Genomic DNA, 17,729 nt, shown 5'->3' with positions numbered 1-17,729 from the left:
ATGGCTTTACAATATAATTTACCAAAAGTGTACGAAATTTCAGAAAATGATATCGATTTTGCGTACCAAATTGTAAATCTTTTTTTAGAGGAAGTTCCTGCTGAAATTAAATCTATGAAAGTTGGAATTGAAGAAAAAGATTTTACCCGTGTTTATACTTCTGCTCATAAAATAAAACCATCATTAGATTTATTAGGGATGGATTTGGCTTATGATGAAAATATAGAAATTATGTCTTGGGCAAAATCACAAGGTAAAAGAAAAGAAATAAAAGATACTTACAAATCTTTAAGAGAAAGAATCAATTTAGCTATTAAAGAGTTAAAAAAAGATTTTAAATTAGCGTAATCCCAAATTACTTAACTTATTGTGCAATATCTTAATATAAGCTTGTATTATAATAGGTATTACATCTAACTAATTTTACTATTAGATGAAAGCTTCAATCGTAACCATAGGCGATGAAATTCTTATTGGTCAAATAGTCGATACAAATTCGGCATTTATTGCAAAACAATTAGATAAAGTTGGTGTCTCCGTTGTAGAGATGAAATCTATTTCCGATGATAAAAACGACATATTAAGTACTTTAAATGAGTATTTAAATAATGTTGACGTAGTTATTGTGACGGGCGGTTTGGGACCAACAAAAGACGATATTACTAAAAAAACTTTTTGCGAATTTTTTGATGATTCTTTGATAGAAAATACCGAAGTATTAACACATGTAAAGGAATTGATTGAAGGATTCTATAAAAGGCCAATTACTCAAATTAATAAAGAACAAGCATTAGTTCCTTCAAAAGCACATGTTTTATTTAATAAAGTGGGTACAGCACCGGGAATGTGGCTTCAAAAAGAAAATACAGTCTATATTTCTTTACCAGGAGTTCCATATGAAATGAAATATTTGATTGAAAATGAAGTAATACCTAAAATTGTTAAAGATTACAAAAGACCTTATATTCTTCATAAAACAATTTTAACTTATGGTGTGGGTGAAAGTTTGTTGGCCGAGCAAATAGAAGATTGGGAAAATAATTTACCTAACTTTATAAAGTTGGCTTATTTGCCTAGCCCAGGAAGAGTTCGTTTGCGTTTATCAGCAAGAGGAACAAATGAAGGAGTTTTGAAAAATGCAATCGACAACGAAGTTATAAAACTTAAAGTTTTAATTGGTGATGTAATAGTTGGTTATGATGATGATGAGCCAATAGAAGTGGTTTTAGGAAGAATGCTTTCAGAAAAAGGGCTTACTTTAGCAACTGCTGAGAGTTGTACTGGTGGTAAAATTGCACAAACTATTGCTTCTGTCTCAGGCGCTTCATCTTATTTTAAAGGAAGCGTTGTGAGTTATGCAACTGAGGTAAAAGCAAAAGTTTTGAATGTTTCACAAGAATTAATAAATAAACACTCTGTTGTTAGTGCTGAAGTAGCAGAGGCAATGGTGAAATCTGTACAAGATTTATTAAAAACTGATATCGCAATTTCAACAACAGGAAATGCTGGACCACTAAAAGGAGATTCAGACGCAGAAATAGGAACAGTTTTCATTGGTATAGCTATAAAAAATAATGTTTTTGTCGAGGAATTTAACTTTGGTCAACCTAGGGAAAAAGTCGTTGATAGAGCGGTAAATAAAGCCTTGGAAATGGTTTATAAAGAAATTTTAAAAAAATAATAAAAGATTGTTGTGTAATTCATTACAATTTTGTTTCTTTGCACCCTGATTTTGAATAACGAAATAAAAGATTAGAAATAATGTCAAGAGTTTGTGAACTTACAGGTAAGAAAGCAATGGTAGGAAACAATGTTTCTCATGCTAATAATAAAACTAAGAGAAAATTTTCTGTTAACTTAGTAAAGAAACGTTTTTACATTGCTGAAGAAGATAGATGGGTAACATTGAAAATTTCAACTGCTGCTTTAAAAACTATCAACAAAATTGGTATTTCTGCAGCGTTAAAAAAAGCACAAAAATAATTATTAAGTAATTTACTTAATTCTAAATAAAAGTAACAATGGCAAAGAAAGGTAATAGAATTCAAGTTATTTTAGAGTGTACAGAGCACAAAGCAACTGGTATGCCAGGTACTTCTCGTTACATCACTACTAAAAATAAAAAGAATACTCCAGATAGATTAGAGATTAAAAAATTTAATCCTGTATTAAAAAGAGTAACAGTTCACAAAGAAATTAAATAATTAGAAATTTACATTTAGTAAACTTTCGATTTAAAATAGTGTAATCATGGCAAAGAAAACAGTAGCAACGTTACAAACAGCATCAAAGAGATTAACTAAAGCTATAAAAATGGTTAAGTCTCCAAAAACAGGAGCTTACACTTTTGTAGAATCTGTTATGGCTCCAGAACTAGTTGACGATTTCTTACAAAAGAAATAATTCAGTATTCAAATATATAGGAAAGCTACTTTCGTTTGAAAGTAGCTTTTTTATTTATACTTTTGTTTCAAAATAACGAACTATATGAGTTTTTTTAAGCGCTTATTTTCATCAGAAAAAAATGACTCGAGCCTCAGCGAACAGGCGAAGCAAACTTTAGATAGAGGTTTAGAAAAATCGAAATCTTCTTTTTTTGAAAAACTTTCAAAAGCTGTTGCGGGAAAGTCTAAAGTAGACGATGATGTATTAGATAATTTAGAAGAAGTATTGGTTTCTTCCGATGTGGGAGTTAATACTACTTTAAAAATTATCGAAAGAATTGAAGAACGTGTTGAACGCGATAAATATCTTGGAACCGAAGAGTTGAATAAAATTCTTCGTGAAGAAATAGCTGGATTATTATCTGAAAATAATCATGGTGATGCAACTGAATTTGAAGTTCCAAAAGATAAAAAGCCTTATGTTTTAATGGTTGTTGGAGTAAATGGTGTTGGAAAAACAACTACTATAGGTAAATTAGCCTACCAATTTAAAAAGGCAGGACATAAAGTGGTTTTAGGAGCTGCCGATACATTTAGAGCTGCGGCTATAGATCAATTACAAATTTGGGCAGATAGAGTAGATGTTCCTATCGTGCGTCAGCAAATGGGAAGCGATCCAGCTTCAGTTGCTTTCGATACTTTGCAGTCTGCTGTTTCTCAAGATGCAGATGTTGTAATCATTGATACTGCTGGTCGTTTACACAATAAAGTGAATTTAATGAATGAGCTTTCTAAAGTAAAGCGTGTCATGCAAAAGGTTGTTGGTGATGCACCACATGATGTATTATTGGTTCTAGATGGTTCTACTGGTCAAAATGCATTTGAACAAGCAAAACAATTTACTGCTGCAACTGAAGTAACTTCTTTAGCGGTTACCAAATTAGACGGAACTGCAAAAGGAGGAGTTGTAATCGGTATTTCAGATCAGTTTAAAATTCCTGTTAAGTATATTGGAGTAGGAGAAGGAATTGAAGACTTACAAGTATTTAATAAATTTGAATTCGTAGATTCATTTTTCAAATAAAAAAATCCCGATTTATCGGGATTTTTTAGTTTATAACTGCATTTATCTTTTGCCATAATTCATTATCAAAGTTTGAACTAGCGAAAGTAGGATTGTCTGGATCAGAAACATTTCCCATTCTAATAATTACTAATCCTTTACTTGGAATAACATATATTTTTTGGTCATTTTTTCCTAAAGCTGCATACATATCGTCAGGAGCACTTGGAATTAATTTACCTGAAAATTGATATTGAGTTTGTGGTAGATGATAAGTCGATTTTCCATTTAACCACCACAAATAACCATAAGCTAAATTTATGTTTTGAGAAGTATTTGTAGCTTCATTCATGTAATTAGAGTTGATAATTTGTGTGCCATTCCATTTTCCATTATTTAAAGCTAATAATCCAAATCGCGCCATACTTCTAGAATTACTCCAATAAACACTTAAATCTCCAGAATCGTACCAAATTCCTGTCATGCCTATTTTATCTCTTAATTTGGTATTGAAATAGTTAGACCATGTTTGTCCAGTTGCTGTTGCTACAACATCTTGTAATTTTACATAAACATTATGGTAAGCCCAACGATTTCCTGCATCTGCAATGTATTGAAGATTGCTTGGGGAAACATCATCACCTAAACTATCGTCTAAGCCAGAGGTCATACTTAGTAAGTTTTTACAAGTAATTAGGTTTTCTTGAGCTAAAGTAGCGCTTGTCCAGCCTGTTCCTAAATAATCAGAAACTTTATTGTTAATATTTATAAAACCTTCTTGGGCTGCTATTCCAGTAACTGTTGATGTCAAGGTTTTTCCTGCACTAGCCCAATACCATGCGGTGCTTGCAGAATGTCCATTAAAATATTCTTCAATTACAATCTTTCCATTGTGAAGTACAATAAAACTTTTAGAGTTTTTTAGAATTAAATAATCATACAATTCTTGTAAGTTGTTTTCGTTCCAATTTAATGATTGCAAGGTTTCTGTTTCCCAAACATCAGAATTATTTGGAGGAAAATACATTTCGTTTTCGTTTGAATCAGAATCTGAAGAGCAACTAAAACAAAATGGAAGTAAGAAAAGTAGTAGCATATTTTTTTTCATCTCGTTGTTTTTTCTCATTAGATATTAAAAATACAAATTAGTTTAATGTTTAACCTGATTTAATTCTTAATTTAGTTTCAAATTTATAACAATGAAAAAAATAGTCTTATTATTTGCACTTGCATTGGTTTCATGTGTATCAAAAGTTAAAAAAGAAGAGTTGCAGTTGTTAAATGGTTATTGGGAAATTGAAGAGGTTAAAACACAAGATGGAGATAAGAAAACTTATAAGATTAATGAAGCTTTGGATTATTTTTTTATAAACGACAGTTTAAAAGGTTTTAGAAAAAAGTAGTGCCACAATATGATGGAAAATTAATAACAAATGATGTGGAAGAAAAATTAGAAATTGAGGAAAAAGAATCTAATTTTTATATTCATTACAAAACAGATTTTTCTAGTTGGGAAGAAGAAATTTTAGAACTTTCTAACACAAGTTTGGTTGTAAAAAATACAGAAGGGATAGAATATCATTATAAAAGAAAACAAAAAGATGAGTAAACGTAATTTTGAAGAACATTCTATTGCTGATGCTTTAAAAGGTTTTATAGAGGCCAATAAACTTCAGGCTGGTTTAGATGTAATAAATGTAAAAGAAGCTTGGAAAAATGTTATGGGAAATGGGGTAAATAATTATACCGTAGATGTTGTTTTAAAAAGAGATGTTTTACATGTAATTTTAAATTCATCGGTTGTAAGAGAAGAACTTTCTTATGGAAAAGAAAAAATCATAAGAATGCTAAATGAAGAATTAAGACGAGATATCATTAAAGACATCTATTTAAAATAAAAAAAATGCTTCAGAAATGAAGCATTTTTAACAAACAAACTAAACCTAAATTTAAGGTCAAAACTTAAAAGTAGTATTTTAAAACTGAGCTGTCTCAGTTGAATCTTTCATAGCAACTGTAGAAGCTAAACCTGAAGTTACAGCATTTTGTACTTCATCAAAATAGGATGTTCCTACAAAGTTTTGATGTTTTACAGCTCTAAAACCTTCCGCTTGTAAAGCAAATTCTCTTTCTTGTAATTCAGAATATCCAGCCATGCCTTTTTTCTTATAAGCTAATGCTAATTCAAACATTGAAGTGTTTAAAGCGTGGAAACCAGCTAATGTAATAAATTGGAATTTATAGCCCATTTTTGCTAATTCTTCACGGAATGTTTCCATTTCGGCTACTGATAATTTTGCTGCCCAATTAAATGAAGGTGAACAATTGTATGCTAATAATTTACCAGGATATTGAGCATGAATAGCTTCAGCAAATTGTCTTGCTTGTTCTAAATCAGGAGTTGAAGTTTCTAACCAAATTAAATCTGCATAAGGAGCGTATGATAATCCTCTATCAATTCCTTGTTCTAAACCAGCTTTTACGTAGTAAAACCCTTCAGTAGAACGTTCTCCAGTAACAAATTTTTTATCTCTATCGTCAATATCACTCGTTAATAAGTTGGCAGCATCTGCGTCAGTTCTTGCTACAATAAGTGTTGGAACTCCCATTACGTCAGCTGCTAAACGTGCTGCAATTAATTTATTGATAGCTTCTTGTGTTGGAACCAAAACTTTTCCGCCTAAGTGTCCACATTTTTTTGCAGATGATAATTGATCTTCAAAATGAACTCCAGCCGCACCAGCTTCAATCATGGCTTTCATTAATTCGAAAGCATTTAAATTTCCGCCAAAGCCTGCTTCAGCATCGGCTACAATGGGTACTAAATAATCTTTTTTATTTTCAATTTTATTAACTGATTGTATTTGATCGGCACGTAACAAGGCGTTGTTAATGCGTTTTACCACCATTGGCACGCTATTTACAGGATATAAAGATTGATCTGGATACATTTCTCCAGCAACATTTGCATCAGCTGCGACTTGCCAACCGCTCAAATATATAGCTTCTAAACCTGCTTCAACTTCCTGAATAGCTTGATTTCCTGTTAAGGCGCCTAAACCAGCAACCCATTCTTGATTGTTTAATTTGTGCCATAAAATTTCAGCACCTCTTTTCGCAATGCTGTATTCAATTTGGTAAGAGCCTTGTAATTCAATTACTTTTTCTGCCGTGTAAGTTCTTTCGATGCCTTTCCATCTTGGATTTGTTGACCAATCTGTAACCAATGCTTGAATTCTTTCTTGTGTTTTCATAATTTTGTATCCTTGTTTAATAGTTATGTGAGTAATTATTGAATGTTAAGCTGTCGGATGTTGCCGCATCCGGCAGTTTTTTTATTGTATATGTTTGTATGCTTTTAAGGTTAAAAATTCGTCTAAAGTTTCGTTTAATATCATTTCTGTAAATAGTTCGGTAGCCAATTCAAATTTTCCATTTGTAAATCTTTCTGTTCCAACATATTCTTTTATTTTGGCTAATTCTTCAGGAATATATTTTCTATATAAATCCGCTGAACAAGCAGTTCCATTGTCTAGCGTAACTTTTTTATTTAACCAATGCCATAATTGAGCTCTTGAAATTTCTGCTGTTGCTGCATCTTCCATTAAGTTATACAAAGCAGCTGCGCCTACACCCATTAACCAAGATTCTATGTAAAGTATTCCGACATTAATATTTTTTCGAACACCATTTTCGGTTACAATTCCAACAGGTAATTCTAATAATTGTGCTTCGGTGATGTTTAATTCATTTCGCTTTACATGAATTTGATTTTTTGTGGGCATGTTTTCATTAAAAACTTTCATCGCAACTGGTACTAAAGCGGGATGCGCTACCCAAGTGCCATCGTGACCATTTTTTACTTCACGTTCTTTATCAGCGATAACTTTATTGAAAGCAATTTTATTTGCTTCTTCATCATTTTTAATTGGAATTTGAGCAGCCATTCCGCCAATTGCCAATACATTTCGTTTGTGACAAACTTGAATAACTCTAAGTGAATAAGCACTCATAAACGGACTTGTCATCGTGACTTGATCTCTATCCGGAACTAAAAAGTTGGGATGTTGATTCAACTTTTTGATGTACGAAAAAATGTAATCCCAACGACCACAATTTAATCCAGCCATATGATCTTTTAACACATATATTATTTCATCTAATTGAAAACTTGCTGTAATCGTTTCTATTAAAACAGTTGCTTTAATTGTTTTTTGAGGAATTTTTAGATAATCTTGAGCAAATACAAATACTTCATTCCACCAGCGCGCTTCTTCATAATGTTCTAATTTTGGTAAATAAAAAAATGTAGCTAAACCTTGTTCTAATAAATTGTGTGCATTATGAAAAAAGTATAATCCAAAATCTACTAATGAGCCTGATAATTTTTCACCATTAATCTCTAAATTCTTTTCATCTAAATGTAAACCACGTGGTCTAACCAATAAAGTCGCAATAGTTTCATTTAATCGATATGTTTTTCCATTTTGCTCTAAACTAATAGTTTTAGAAACTGCATCTCTTAAGTTTTGTTGCCCTTCCATTAAGTTTTCCCAGGTAGGCGAGCAACTGTCTTCAAAATCGGCCATAAAAACTTTTGCTCCTGAGTTAAGTGCGTTAATAACCATTTTACGATCAACAGGTCCTGTAATTTCAACTCTTCGGTCTAATAATATTTCTGGAATTGGAGCTGCTGTCCATTCACTTTCTCTTATAGCTCTAGTTTCTTTTAAGAAAGAAGGTAATTCTCCTGAATTGAATTTTTTCTGTTGTTCATTTCGTTTGTGTAATAATTCTAAACGTCTTTCATTAAATTTTAGATGAAGAGCTTCAACAAAAGCCAACGCTTCTTCAGTTAGAATATTTACATATTTAGTATTAGCGATAATTTGAATGTTATGAACTGATGTTTCCATAAGTATTTTTTTTTTGATTCCGATACAATATTATAAAATAAAAAAATACAAAACAAGCGAACGTTCGCAAAAATATAAAAAACAAATAAAAATTGTTTTTCGCAAAAATATATTATCTTTGTTTAGCTAAGTAAAATAAGGTGTTTTCCAAATTTTAAAAGCAAGTAAAAAATTTTATAAAATGATTGAAGAAGAATATATCCGATTGATTTTTGGTTTAAAAATGAAGCAAATTCGTACCGATAAAAATTTGTCTTTATTTGGTTTGGCTAAACTTACAGGTTTGTCTAAATCGTATTTAAATGAAATTGAAAAAGGAAAAAAATATCCTAAACGCGATAAAATTGTACTCTTAGCAGATGCTTTGGAAACCAATTATGACAATATGGTTTCTTTAAAATTAGATAAAAATTTAGCGCCAATTGGAGAAATTCTTCAATCAAGAATTTTGAAAGAAATTCCTTTGGATATTTTCGGAATTAAGGAAAGCGATTTAATTGATATAATTGCTGAAGCGCCTTTAAAAGTAAACGCCTTTATTAGTACGCTTTTTGAAATTGCAAAACATTATAATTTAACTCGTGAAAGTTTCTTTTTAGCAGCATTGCGTTCTTACCAGGAAGCGCACAATAATTATTTTGAGGAAATTGAAAATCAGGTAGAAAAGTTTGCAAAAGCCTATTCTATTGATTTATCAAAACGTTTAAAAGTTTCTGATTTAGAAGAAATTCTAATAGAAGAATATAGTTATACAATTAATAATCAAGAACTCACACAACATAAAGAATTGAATAATTTGCGTTCAGTTTTTGTTCCGAGTTCAAAAACTTTATTCGTTTCATCTGAAACTGATGATTCCCAGCGATTGTTTATTTATGCAAAAGAGATTGCGTATAATTTTTTAAATATTTCAGATAGGTTATTTACTTTTTCTTGGATAAAATTTGAAAGTTTTGATCAGGTTTTAAATAATTTTTTAGCTTCTTATTTTGCAGGTGCATTATTAATTCCGAGAAAAGGTTTAGTTGTAGCGCTGAAAGAATTTTTTGAACAGGAACAATTTGATAATGAATCTTTTCAAAAATTGATGTATAATTTTACTGATTCACCAGAAACTTTTTTTCAAAGATTAACTAATATTTTACCTAAAGAATTCAATTTAAAGAATTTATTTTTTTTAAGATTTGCATATAAACCACAAAGAGAATTTCAGTTAACCAAAGAACTACATATTACTAATTTATTAGAACCTCATGCTAACGAAAGAAATGAGCATTATTGTAGAAGATGGGTTTCCATTCGTACATTAGGAGAAATAGCTAATGAAAATTCTGATTTTGAAGTTTTTGATGCTCAAGTTTCGTCTTATGTTCATACAGATAATGAATATTTCGTACTTTCTTCTGCTACAAGAGATCCATTTAGAAGTGGTTATTATAGGAGTATTGCCTTAGGAATTATGATTTCAGCACATTCTACAAGCAAAATTTCATTTTTAGGTAGCGAAAAGTTAAAACGAAATAAAGTTGGAGTTACATGTGAGACTTGTGCAATTTTAGATTGTAATGAAAGAGTAGCACCGCCAAGAACTTTAGAGCGTAAAGAGCGTTTTTCAAAAACTGATCAGGTTGTGCAAGACATTATGGAAAAGTATAAATAAAAAAAATCCGCCTAAAAAGCGGATTTTTTATTAATGTTTTATTTTTCTTAGAACATTTCTCTTCCTGCGAAATGGAAAGCTCCTTCGATAGCAGCATTTTCATCAGAATCTGAACCGTGAACTGCATTTTCTCCAATTGAAGTAGCATATTTTTTACGGATAGTTCCTTCAGCAGCGTCAGCTGGGTTTGTAGCACCAATTAAAGTTCTGAAATCTTCAACTGCATTGTCTTTTTCTAAGATAGCAGCAACAATTGGACCTCTAGTCATAAATTCTACTAACTCACCAAAGAAAGGTCTTTCTGCGTGAACTGCGTAAAATTTTTGAGCATCAGCTACAGTTAATTGCGTTAATTTCATTGCTACAATTCTGAAACCACCTTCAGTAATCATATTTAAAATTCCACCGATGTGTCCGTTTTCAACAGCATCTGGTTTAATCATAGTAAAAGTTCTATTACTTGCCATTATTTTAAATTTTTTGCAAAGGTAGTGTTTTACAATCTAATAACAAATCTTGTGTAAAATTATTCTGAAATTGTTCGAGCTACTCTAAAACCGTAAAACTCATGTGTTTTATTTTGAGGAGTAGAAATTCTGTTTGCTGGTCTTAAATAATTAACATTACTATCCCAAGAACCTCCACGTACACTTCTTCTTTCTCCCATTTCTGGACCTTTAGGATTGTTACCAGCTTCTATTTTATAATAGTCTTTATTGTACCAATCCCAACACCATTCCCAAACATTTCCACTCATGTCATACAATCCAAGTTCATTGGGAAGTTTTGTACCAACTGTATGAGGTGTATTTTTACTTATTTGTTTGTGCCAAGCTACATCATCTGCGTTATCACTTCCACTAAACTTTGTGTCTTTAGCTTTTTCCCTCCTTTTGCGGCATATTCCCATTCTGCCTCAGTAGGTAATCTATAGCCATTCGCATTAAAATTACAAATGTAATTAGGACCTCTTTTAGAATAAACAGGTTGTAGTTTTTCTTTTTTACTTAACCAATTACAAAAAGAAATTGCTTCTTCCCAAGTAATATTGTTCATTGGATAGTTATCTTTCCAACCCCAAGATGGTGTTTCAGGCATTTTTAATTTGTTAGCTTTTGTGTATTGTTTCCATTCCCATACTGTAACTTCAAATTTGCTAAGTTCAAATGATTTTACAGTAACATCATGTTCTTTTTGTTCATCATTATCGGCTGCCACATCTTTTTCCTTAGAACCCATTTTAAAAGTTCCTCCTTCAATCTTAACCATATTGTGAATTAACGGCAGTTTGCTAAAAGCTGATAAAAAAACTACCAAAGCACATGTTAATCCGAAAAAAAGTATTGTCTTTCTCATGTTTAGGTGATTAAATTTCGGTTGCAAAAGTAACGGAAATTTAACATTGATCATAACTTTTGTGATATTTCTAAAAAATATATCTAAATATTGAAAGAATGATAAAAACCATTGTTTTTAATCGGGTAAAAGTGCTTTTTGTCGATTTAAAGAATTATTACGTTAAATTGATTTGATGAAAATTCAAACGATTTTTTTAATAAAAATAAGAAATCTCTTACATTTATATTTGTCATAATATCCGAAGCGTTTATTTTTCGTTCTTGTAATGAACCATTTGGAAATAATTCATCTTGAATTTGAATAATTCGTGATAGTTTAAGTTGATGATTTCTTTTTTCCGCTTTTAGTAATCTTTTTTCTAAATTTTCTAATCCTTTAATTTGCTTTTTTTCTTGCGCTTTAACCGCCCCAATAAAAGATTTATCAGTTTTAGCCGCAATTTTTTCTAATTCGCTAAATTGATTTTTAAGAAATTCTTTTTGTTTTGTAAAATCAATTTCAAAGTTTGAAAATGCTTTAGTTTTTTCGTTAATTAAATCTCTTTGATTTTTGAATAAATCGTTCCAATTTAAATGAAGTTTTTTAATTTTATCTTGTTGTTTTTGAGTAGCAATTACTGCAGAATTTCTAAGTTTTAAAATAGGAAATGCAACATTGAAGTTTTGAAACATCTCTTTTAATTGTAACCAATAGGCAATTTCACCACCTCCGCCAATATAACATAAATTTGGTAAAACAACTTCTTGATATAGTGGTCTTAAAATTACATTTGGACTGAATCTTTCAGGATTATTCTCGAGTTCAACAAATATTTCACTTTCTGTAAAACTTAAAAGTGTATTGTTAATTTTATAATGATTATCTTCAAAAATAATTCGTTCGCGTAAAGTATCATTTATATAAAATAAGTTTATTTCTCTTGGGTTTACTTGAACCGAATAATTTTCTTTTAAATCGTTGAGTATATTTTGAACTGATTTGTACGAAGTGTTGTGTAGTAATTCATCTTTAAAAAACGGAATCATTTCTTTTTTAATTCTTTATTATCTCCATCGATAATTACCAAACCAGTATTTTGAAATAATTCGTTTACCAAATAACGCGTTGCATCAGTTAGATTTTGATGTTCTAAGTACGCTTTTTTAAATAATTCGCGTAAGTAATTTGAATTTTCTCCGCCATTTAATAGGTTTGAAAAGTTATTGTAAACTGTTTCAATTCCTTCTGTAGATAAACGTCCAACTGGTCCCGTTGATTTTTTATCCCAAGAAATTTTAGTTCCGTTGTAGAAAAAATGATTAATTTCTTCAAAATCGTGGTCTTCTGTTGCCATCCAATAAATTGGAACAAAATTGTATTGTGGATATTTTACTTTTAATTCGTTAGCTAAATTTATAGTTGCTACAATTTTGTAAATAAAATAAATAGGTCCAGTAAATAAGTTCAACTGATGCCCAGTTGTTACAGTAAAAGTAGTGTTGTCTTTAAGTAATTCAATATTGTTAAAAGTTAATTCATCTACAGAAAATCCTTCGTATTGTTTTGTTAATTGAGCTGTTAGAATTTGTCTTTTAGTAGAATTAAATTCATTTTTTTTCTCATTAATTTGAGCCGAAAAATTCTCTATTGATGGAAACCGATTGTATAATTTTTGAGTCTTTTCGTCTTGGTTTAAATAGTCTACGATAAGTTTAGAAAAATATCCAGAATTTTGAAAAGTTATACAGTCGTTAGGCATAGTTATTTTTTTTGCTAAATTACTAAAAATGCTTGGAACAAAATTGGCTTTAACAAAGGGTTAATAATTCTGAAAGTATAATGAGAATAAAAATTAACTTTGCAAAAAAATAATTTTGAAAAACATTTTCCTAATAACGCCACCTTTTACCCAACTGAATACACCGTATCCGGCTACTGCTTATTTGAAAGGTTTTTTGAATACCAAAGGTATTTCTTCGTTCCAAATGGATTTAGGAATTGAAGTGATCTTAGTGCTGTTTTCAAAGAAAGGTTTAGAAAATGTTTTTCAATTTGTCACATCGAGCGAATTTGAGATGTCTGAAAACTCACTACGCATTTATACTTTACAAACAGAATACATCAAAACTATTGATGCTGTAATTGCTTTTCTTCAAGATAAAAATCCTTCGTTAGCGCGACAAATTTGCAGTGGAAATTTTCTTCCTGAAGCTTCTCGTTTCTCCCAACTCGATGATATGGAATTGGCTTTTGGAAACATGGGAATGCAGGATAAAGCGAAACATTTAGCGACTTTGTATCTTGAAGATTTATCTGATTTTATAGTGGAATGTGTCGATGAAAATTTTGGTTTTAGTCGCTATGCCGAACGATTGGGGAGAAGTGCCAATTCATTTGACGAATTGTATGAAGTTTTAAATACAATACCAACGTATATCGACGAAATAACGCTTTCTATTTTTAAAGAGAGAATTGAAGAAATTAAACCAAAATTAGTTTGTTTCTCGGTCCCTTTTCCAGGAAATTTATACAGCGCTTTTCGTTGTGCACAATTTTTGAAAGCCAATTTTCCCGAAACAAAAATTGCAATGGGAGGCGGTTTTCCCAATACAGAACTTCGCGATTTAAAAGATGTCCGAGTTTTTGAATTCTTCGACTTTATTACTTTAGACGATGGCGAATTACCAATAGAATTATTAAATCAAAACATTTGTCAGACTGAGCCTGTCGATTGTCAGACTGAGCCTGTCGAAGTCCAATTTAAAAGAACTTTGTTACTCGAAAACAACCAAGTAGTTTACAAAAACAACACAAGCTTGCACGATTACAAACAAAGTGAAGTTGGTACGCCAGATTATTCCGATTTGTTACTAGATAAATACATTTCAGTTATAGAAGTTGCAAATCCTATGCACAGTTTGTGGAGCGACGGTCGTTGGAATAAGCTCACTATGGCACACGGTTGTTATTGGGGAAAATGTACGTTTTGCGATATTTCGCTAGATTATATTAAAGTTTACGAACCCATTCATGCTAAGATTTTAGTAGATCGAATGGAGGAAATCATAGCTCAAACAGGCGAAACCGGATTTCATTTTGTGGACGAAGCGGCGCCACCGGCTTTAATGCGTGAATTGGCTTTGGAAATTTTGCGTCGAAATCTAGTGGTGACGTGGTGGACCAATATTCGTTTTGAAAAAAGTTTCACGCGTGATTTGTGTTTTTTATTGAAAGAATCGGGTTGTATTGCAGTTTCTGGCGGACTAGAAGTGGCGTCAGATCGTTTGTTGGAATTGATTAAAAAAGGTGTTACGGTAGAACAAGTCGCTCAAGTTACTCGCAATTTTACCGAAAGTGGCATTATGGTGCACGCCTATTTGATGTACGGTTATCCTACGCAAACCATTCAAGAAACCGTTGATAGTTTAGAAATGGTGCGCCAAATGTTTGAACTCGGTATTTTGCAAAGCGGATTTTGGCACCAATTTGCCATGACAGCGCATAGTCCGGTTGGTTTGAATCCAGAAGAATTTGGCGTAATTCCCGATGTGAAAGAGATTTCGTTTGCCAATAATGATATCCAATTCAAAGATAAAACCGGAATCCATCACGATAAATTCAGTTTCGGGCTGAAGAAATCGCTGTTTAATTATATGCACGGTATTTGTTTTGATTACGATTTACAAGATTGGTTCGACTTTAAAATTCCACGAACAAAAATTTCTCCAGATTATATTCACGATTGCATTTCAAAAGAAGAAGATTTTAAAATCAAATCCAATGCACGACTGATTTTTATGGGCAATTTGCCAAAAGTAGAACACATTCAAAAACAGAAAAAAGGACGAGTTTTTGATAATTTACTTTTGCATTTTCAAACTAAAAGTAGTTCGTTTTCCATTACCTTAGAAAAAGCGCAAGGCGATTGGCTATTAGAACAATTAGCTTTAATTACCACTTCATCTGATCAAAAAGTGTTACTTTCTGCATGGAAAAATAGTTTTGACGAACAATTTGACGATTTCGAGTTATTTTGGCACTCAAAAAATATCCAAAAATTAAAACAAAATGCATTGCTGGTACTTTAGTTAATGTGAAAAAAACATTAATTTAATAAAAATGTTGTGTTTTTTTAATCAAATTAAGAAAATATAATTATATTTAGTCGTGATTAAATTATATGTTTTTGTTTTTAAAAAATAGGAAAGATTCCACATATGCAAAAGTTATAGGGCTACTGTCTTCAGTTTCAGTTTGCTTACTGCTACTTGTAGTGGTGCTTTATTTTTATATGAGAATTCAGGAAAAAGAAATTTTTAAGTCAAGCAATCAAATATATAATAATGAAATTCACACACTTTTAAATTTAAATTCCGAATCTTTTACTTCCATTTCAATTGATGTTACTTATTGGGACGAATTTGTAGATTTTACAAAAACAAGAAACCTTGAATGGTTTAATGTTTCAGTAGCTAATTTACTTGATGCTTATAAACTAGAATATGTAAGTGTTTATACCAATGAAGGAGAATTAATTACGAAAGTCTCCACGGCAAAAATTAAAACCAAAGATTTAATTCCAAAAGCTGCAATAGACGAATTACTTAAAAAGAAAATAGATCATTTTTATTTAAAAATTCCTGAAGGTGTAGTTGAAATTTTTGGAGCAACTATCCATCCTTCAAACGATCCTTTTAAAAATAAAACCAATCCATCAGGTTGTTTTTTTATGGCTCGTTTACTCGATAACGAGTATTTTGCCGATATTGAAAAAATAAGTACTTCAAATATTAAATTTTATGAAGGAAATGAGAAAGCTGTAAAAACCGTTTATACTATTGTTCCCTTAAAAGATTATAACGATAAATTAGTCTCTGAACTGTACTTTAAAAGAGCTTATAATATTGATTTCTGGATAACGAAAACTATATTGTTTATAATGGGAATTGCCATAGTATTCTCATGGATTATTTATTACACTTATGCAAAAAAATGGTCTAAATTACCTTTGAGTTTTATAAAAAGAATTTTACGTGACGGAGATCAATCTTCAATTAATTCATTGAAAAACATTAAAGGAGAGTTTCGTTATATAGGTAAGCTTTTTGAAGAAAATCAAATAAAAACAAAAGAACTTCAAATTGCAAAAGATAAAGCAGAGGAAAGTGATAAATTAAAATCAGCTTTTTTAATGAACTTATCTCATGAAGTGAGAACACCCATGAATGCAATTTTAGGTTTTTCCGATTTATTATCAAATACCGACTTAAGCCCAGAAGACAAAGAAAAATATATTAGAATAATAAAAGAAAGTGGGAAAAATTTGATTGAAATTATAGACGATTTAGTTGAAATGTCTAAAATTGATTCTAATATTATCAAACCAAATTTAACGCCAATTGACTTAAATAAAGTTCTTGATGATATCGAAGAATCTTACAAAGTCGTTCAGAAAAATTCTAATATCGAATTTAAGTTTTCTAGAGAAAATATTGATAAAAAGATTATTACTGATAAAACAAAGTTGACTGAAATAATTATCAATTTGCTAAATAATGCATTTAAGTTTACCAATGAAGGTTTTGTTATTTTCGATTGTAAAGTAAAAGAAAGTAAAAACGAAATTTGTTTTACTGTCAAAGATTCGGGTATTGGTATTCCAGATGATCTTCAAAAAAATGTATTTAAAAGATTTAGTAAGTTGTCGGATTCTGAAGTTTCAGCTAATGATGGTTTAGGTTTAGGATTGGCCATTTCAAAAGCCTATGTTGATATGTTAGGTGGATCAATTTCTTTTCAATCTCAAGTTAATGTAGGTACAATTTTCAATTTTTCAATTCCATTGCAATATATAAATGAAGATTTAGAAAATTCATTAACAACTATTGTAAAGCAACCTTTACCAAAAGATTTGGGTAACGAAAAACTAATTTTGGTTGCAGAAGACGATAATATTAACTACCTATTAATAGAAAAAATTTTAAAAGATATTAATTTCAATATCTTGAGAGCTCATGATGGAGTAGAAGCAGTAAATATTTGTAAAACTAACAACGAAATAGATTTAGTTTTAATGGATATTAAAATGCCAAATTTAGATGGATATGAAGCTTTTAAACAAATTAGAGAATTTAATACAGATATTCCAATTATAGCTCAAACCTCTTATTCTTTTCAAGAAGAATTGGATAAAATTGAAGCTTTAGGCTTTACTGATTTTATTTCTAAACCAATTCAAAAGGATAAATTGTATGCTATGATTCAAAACTATTTAAAAGAATAGTTAGCTATATTATTTTACCAATATTTTCTCTTTTTAATCACGAAAACGTTTTCTTTTACTTAATTTTACAATTCTTTTAAAAAAG

At 30.5% G+C, this 17,729-nt stretch carries 18 protein-coding genes and 1 pseudogene; 12 read left to right on the top strand and 7 right to left on the bottom strand.

Annotation, left to right across the window (positions count from 1 at the left end):
- The 6 genes from GCU34_RS06880 to ftsY all read left to right on the top strand — a co-directional run bounded on the left by GCU34_RS06880 (position 1) and on the right by ftsY (position 3,468).
- A complete protein-coding gene (locus tag GCU34_RS06880) occupies positions 1 to 348 on the top strand; it encodes an Hpt domain-containing protein (RefSeq protein ID WP_072785039.1) in 348 nt (115 codons plus the stop codon).
- 85 nt (positions 349 to 433) lie between these two features.
- Positions 434 to 1,681 (top strand): competence/damage-inducible protein A, encoded by a 1,248-nt coding sequence (locus GCU34_RS06875; protein WP_072785037.1) that lies wholly within the window; start codon positions 434 to 436, stop codon positions 1,679 to 1,681.
- An 80-nt stretch (positions 1,682 to 1,761) separates the two neighbouring features.
- Entirely contained in the window at positions 1,762 to 1,983 is a 222-nt protein-coding gene (rpmB, locus tag GCU34_RS06870) for a 50S ribosomal protein L28 (protein ID WP_072785035.1), read from the top strand.
- A 38-nt stretch (positions 1,984 to 2,021) separates the two neighbouring features.
- Entirely contained in the window at positions 2,022 to 2,204 is a 183-nt protein-coding gene (gene rpmG, locus GCU34_RS06865; protein WP_072785033.1) for a 50S ribosomal protein L33, read from the top strand.
- A 46-nt stretch (positions 2,205 to 2,250) separates the two neighbouring features.
- Positions 2,251 to 2,403 (top strand): DUF4295 domain-containing protein, encoded by a 153-nt coding sequence (locus tag GCU34_RS06860; RefSeq protein WP_072785022.1) that lies wholly within the window; start codon positions 2,251 to 2,253, stop codon positions 2,401 to 2,403.
- Positions 2,404 to 2,487: 84 nt separating this feature from the next.
- Entirely contained in the window at positions 2,488 to 3,468 is a 981-nt protein-coding gene (gene ftsY / locus GCU34_RS06855; RefSeq protein WP_072785020.1) for a signal recognition particle-docking protein FtsY, read from the top strand.
- 25 nt (positions 3,469 to 3,493) lie between these two features.
- On the opposite strand, the gene GCU34_RS06850 is transcribed toward ftsY, so the two are convergent.
- Positions 3,494 to 4,555: a serine hydrolase domain-containing protein gene (locus GCU34_RS06850; RefSeq protein WP_072785129.1), complete on the bottom strand. Its 1,062-nt coding sequence runs from the start codon at positions 4,553 to 4,555 to the stop codon at positions 3,494 to 3,496.
- Positions 4,556 to 4,646: 91 nt separating this feature from the next.
- Here GCU34_RS06850 and GCU34_RS06845 point away from each other — a divergent pair, with 91 nt between their 5' ends.
- From GCU34_RS06845 to GCU34_RS06835, 3 genes are read left to right on the top strand one after another with little or no spacing between them, the layout of a single operon-like run.
- On the top strand, positions 4,647 to 4,850 hold the full coding sequence (locus tag GCU34_RS06845; protein ID WP_152378400.1) for a hypothetical protein: 204 nt from the start codon (positions 4,647 to 4,649) through the stop codon (positions 4,848 to 4,850).
- Positions 4,850 to 5,056 (top strand): hypothetical protein, encoded by a 207-nt coding sequence (locus GCU34_RS06840; protein ID WP_152378399.1) that lies wholly within the window; start codon positions 4,850 to 4,852, stop codon positions 5,054 to 5,056. Before GCU34_RS06845 ends, GCU34_RS06840 begins: the two co-directional genes overlap by 1 nt.
- A complete protein-coding gene (locus GCU34_RS06835) occupies positions 5,049 to 5,345 on the top strand; it encodes a DUF721 domain-containing protein (RefSeq protein WP_072785016.1) in 297 nt (98 codons plus the stop codon). Before GCU34_RS06840 ends, GCU34_RS06835 begins: the two co-directional genes overlap by 8 nt.
- A 78-nt stretch (positions 5,346 to 5,423) precedes the next feature.
- Here the strand turns inward: GCU34_RS06835 and aceA are convergent, their stop codons facing one another.
- Positions 5,424 to 6,701, bottom strand: coding sequence for an isocitrate lyase (gene aceA / locus GCU34_RS06830; RefSeq protein WP_072785014.1), 1,278 nt, complete (start codon positions 6,699 to 6,701; stop codon positions 5,424 to 5,426).
- A gap of 81 nt (positions 6,702 to 6,782) precedes the next feature.
- Positions 6,783 to 8,363, bottom strand: a complete 1,581-nt coding sequence (gene aceB, locus GCU34_RS06825; protein WP_072785012.1) for a malate synthase A — start codon at positions 8,361 to 8,363, stop codon at positions 6,783 to 6,785.
- Between the two features lie 181 nt (positions 8,364 to 8,544).
- Between aceB and GCU34_RS06820 the strand changes: the two genes are divergently transcribed.
- On the top strand, positions 8,545 to 10,023 hold the full coding sequence (locus GCU34_RS06820; RefSeq protein WP_072785010.1) for a helix-turn-helix domain-containing protein: 1,479 nt from the start codon (positions 8,545 to 8,547) through the stop codon (positions 10,021 to 10,023).
- 47 nt (positions 10,024 to 10,070) lie between these two features.
- On the opposite strand, the gene GCU34_RS06815 is transcribed toward GCU34_RS06820, so the two are convergent.
- The 4 genes and pseudogenes from GCU34_RS06815 to bshC form a co-directional block, all read right to left on the bottom strand.
- Positions 10,071 to 10,490, bottom strand: coding sequence for a nucleoside-diphosphate kinase (locus tag GCU34_RS06815; RefSeq protein WP_072785008.1), 420 nt, complete (start codon positions 10,488 to 10,490; stop codon positions 10,071 to 10,073).
- 59 nt (positions 10,491 to 10,549) lie between these two features.
- Positions 10,550 to 10,933, bottom strand: coding sequence for a formylglycine-generating enzyme family protein (locus GCU34_RS14070; RefSeq protein WP_152378398.1), 384 nt, complete (start codon positions 10,931 to 10,933; stop codon positions 10,550 to 10,552).
- Positions 10,858 to 11,379, bottom strand: a complete 522-nt coding sequence (locus GCU34_RS14065) for a formylglycine-generating enzyme family protein (protein ID WP_193702263.1) — start codon at positions 11,377 to 11,379, stop codon at positions 10,858 to 10,860. The genes GCU34_RS14070 and GCU34_RS14065 overlap by 76 nt, the downstream gene beginning before the upstream one ends.
- A gap of 146 nt (positions 11,380 to 11,525) precedes the next feature.
- A pseudogene (bshC, locus tag GCU34_RS06800) lies at positions 11,526 to 13,120 on the bottom strand (bacillithiol biosynthesis cysteine-adding enzyme BshC).
- Between the two features lie 115 nt (positions 13,121 to 13,235).
- Here bshC and GCU34_RS06795 point away from each other — a divergent pair.
- Positions 13,236 to 15,449 (top strand): B12-binding domain-containing radical SAM protein, encoded by a 2,214-nt coding sequence (locus GCU34_RS06795; protein WP_072785002.1) that lies wholly within the window; start codon positions 13,236 to 13,238, stop codon positions 15,447 to 15,449.
- 203 nt (positions 15,450 to 15,652) lie between these two features.
- The gene (locus GCU34_RS06790; protein WP_072785001.1) at positions 15,653 to 17,644 is read left to right on the top strand and encodes an ATP-binding protein; all 1,992 of its coding nucleotides are present in this window, start codon (positions 15,653 to 15,655) and stop codon (positions 17,642 to 17,644) included.
- Positions 17,645 to 17,729: the final 85 nt, after the last annotated feature.

Origin of the sequence: Flavobacterium haoranii, assembly GCF_009363055.1 — a bacterium.
In the GTDB taxonomy this organism is placed as follows: domain Bacteria; phylum Bacteroidota; class Bacteroidia; order Flavobacteriales; family Flavobacteriaceae; genus Flavobacterium; species Flavobacterium haoranii.
Note: the sequence above shows the minus strand (reverse complement) of the source record. Positions and strands in the feature narration are given on the sequence as shown.

Coding starts and splice junctions, on each gene's coding strand:
- aceB (WP_072785012.1), bottom strand. CDS start 8,363: ATGGAAACATCAGTTCATAACATTCAAATTATCGCTAATACTAAATAT.
- GCU34_RS06860 (WP_072785022.1), top strand. CDS start 2,251: ATGGCAAAGAAAACAGTAGCAACGTTACAAACAGCATCAAAGAGATTA.
- GCU34_RS06845 (WP_152378400.1), top strand. CDS start 4,647: ATGAAAAAAATAGTCTTATTATTTGCACTTGCATTGGTTTCATGTGTA.
- ftsY (WP_072785020.1), top strand. CDS start 2,488: ATGAGTTTTTTTAAGCGCTTATTTTCATCAGAAAAAAATGACTCGAGC.
- aceA (WP_072785014.1), bottom strand. CDS start 6,701: ATGAAAACACAAGAAAGAATTCAAGCATTGGTTACAGATTGGTCAACA.
- GCU34_RS06835 (WP_072785016.1), top strand. CDS start 5,049: ATGAGTAAACGTAATTTTGAAGAACATTCTATTGCTGATGCTTTAAAA.
- rpmG (WP_072785033.1), top strand. CDS start 2,022: ATGGCAAAGAAAGGTAATAGAATTCAAGTTATTTTAGAGTGTACAGAG.
- GCU34_RS14065 (WP_193702263.1), bottom strand. CDS start 11,379: ATGAGAAAGACAATACTTTTTTTCGGATTAACATGTGCTTTGGTAGTT.
- GCU34_RS06815 (WP_072785008.1), bottom strand. CDS start 10,490: ATGGCAAGTAATAGAACTTTTACTATGATTAAACCAGATGCTGTTGAA.
- GCU34_RS14070 (WP_152378398.1), bottom strand. CDS start 10,933: ATGGGAATATGCCGCAAAAGGAGGGAAAAAGCTAAAGACACAAAGTTT.
- GCU34_RS06790 (WP_072785001.1), top strand. CDS start 15,653: ATGAGAATTCAGGAAAAAGAAATTTTTAAGTCAAGCAATCAAATATAT.
- GCU34_RS06820 (WP_072785010.1), top strand. CDS start 8,545: ATGATTGAAGAAGAATATATCCGATTGATTTTTGGTTTAAAAATGAAG.
- GCU34_RS06850 (WP_072785129.1), bottom strand. CDS start 4,555: ATGAAAAAAAATATGCTACTACTTTTCTTACTTCCATTTTGTTTTAGT.
- GCU34_RS06875 (WP_072785037.1), top strand. CDS start 434: ATGAAAGCTTCAATCGTAACCATAGGCGATGAAATTCTTATTGGTCAA.
- rpmB (WP_072785035.1), top strand. CDS start 1,762: ATGTCAAGAGTTTGTGAACTTACAGGTAAGAAAGCAATGGTAGGAAAC.
- GCU34_RS06880 (WP_072785039.1), top strand. CDS start 1: ATGGCTTTACAATATAATTTACCAAAAGTGTACGAAATTTCAGAAAAT.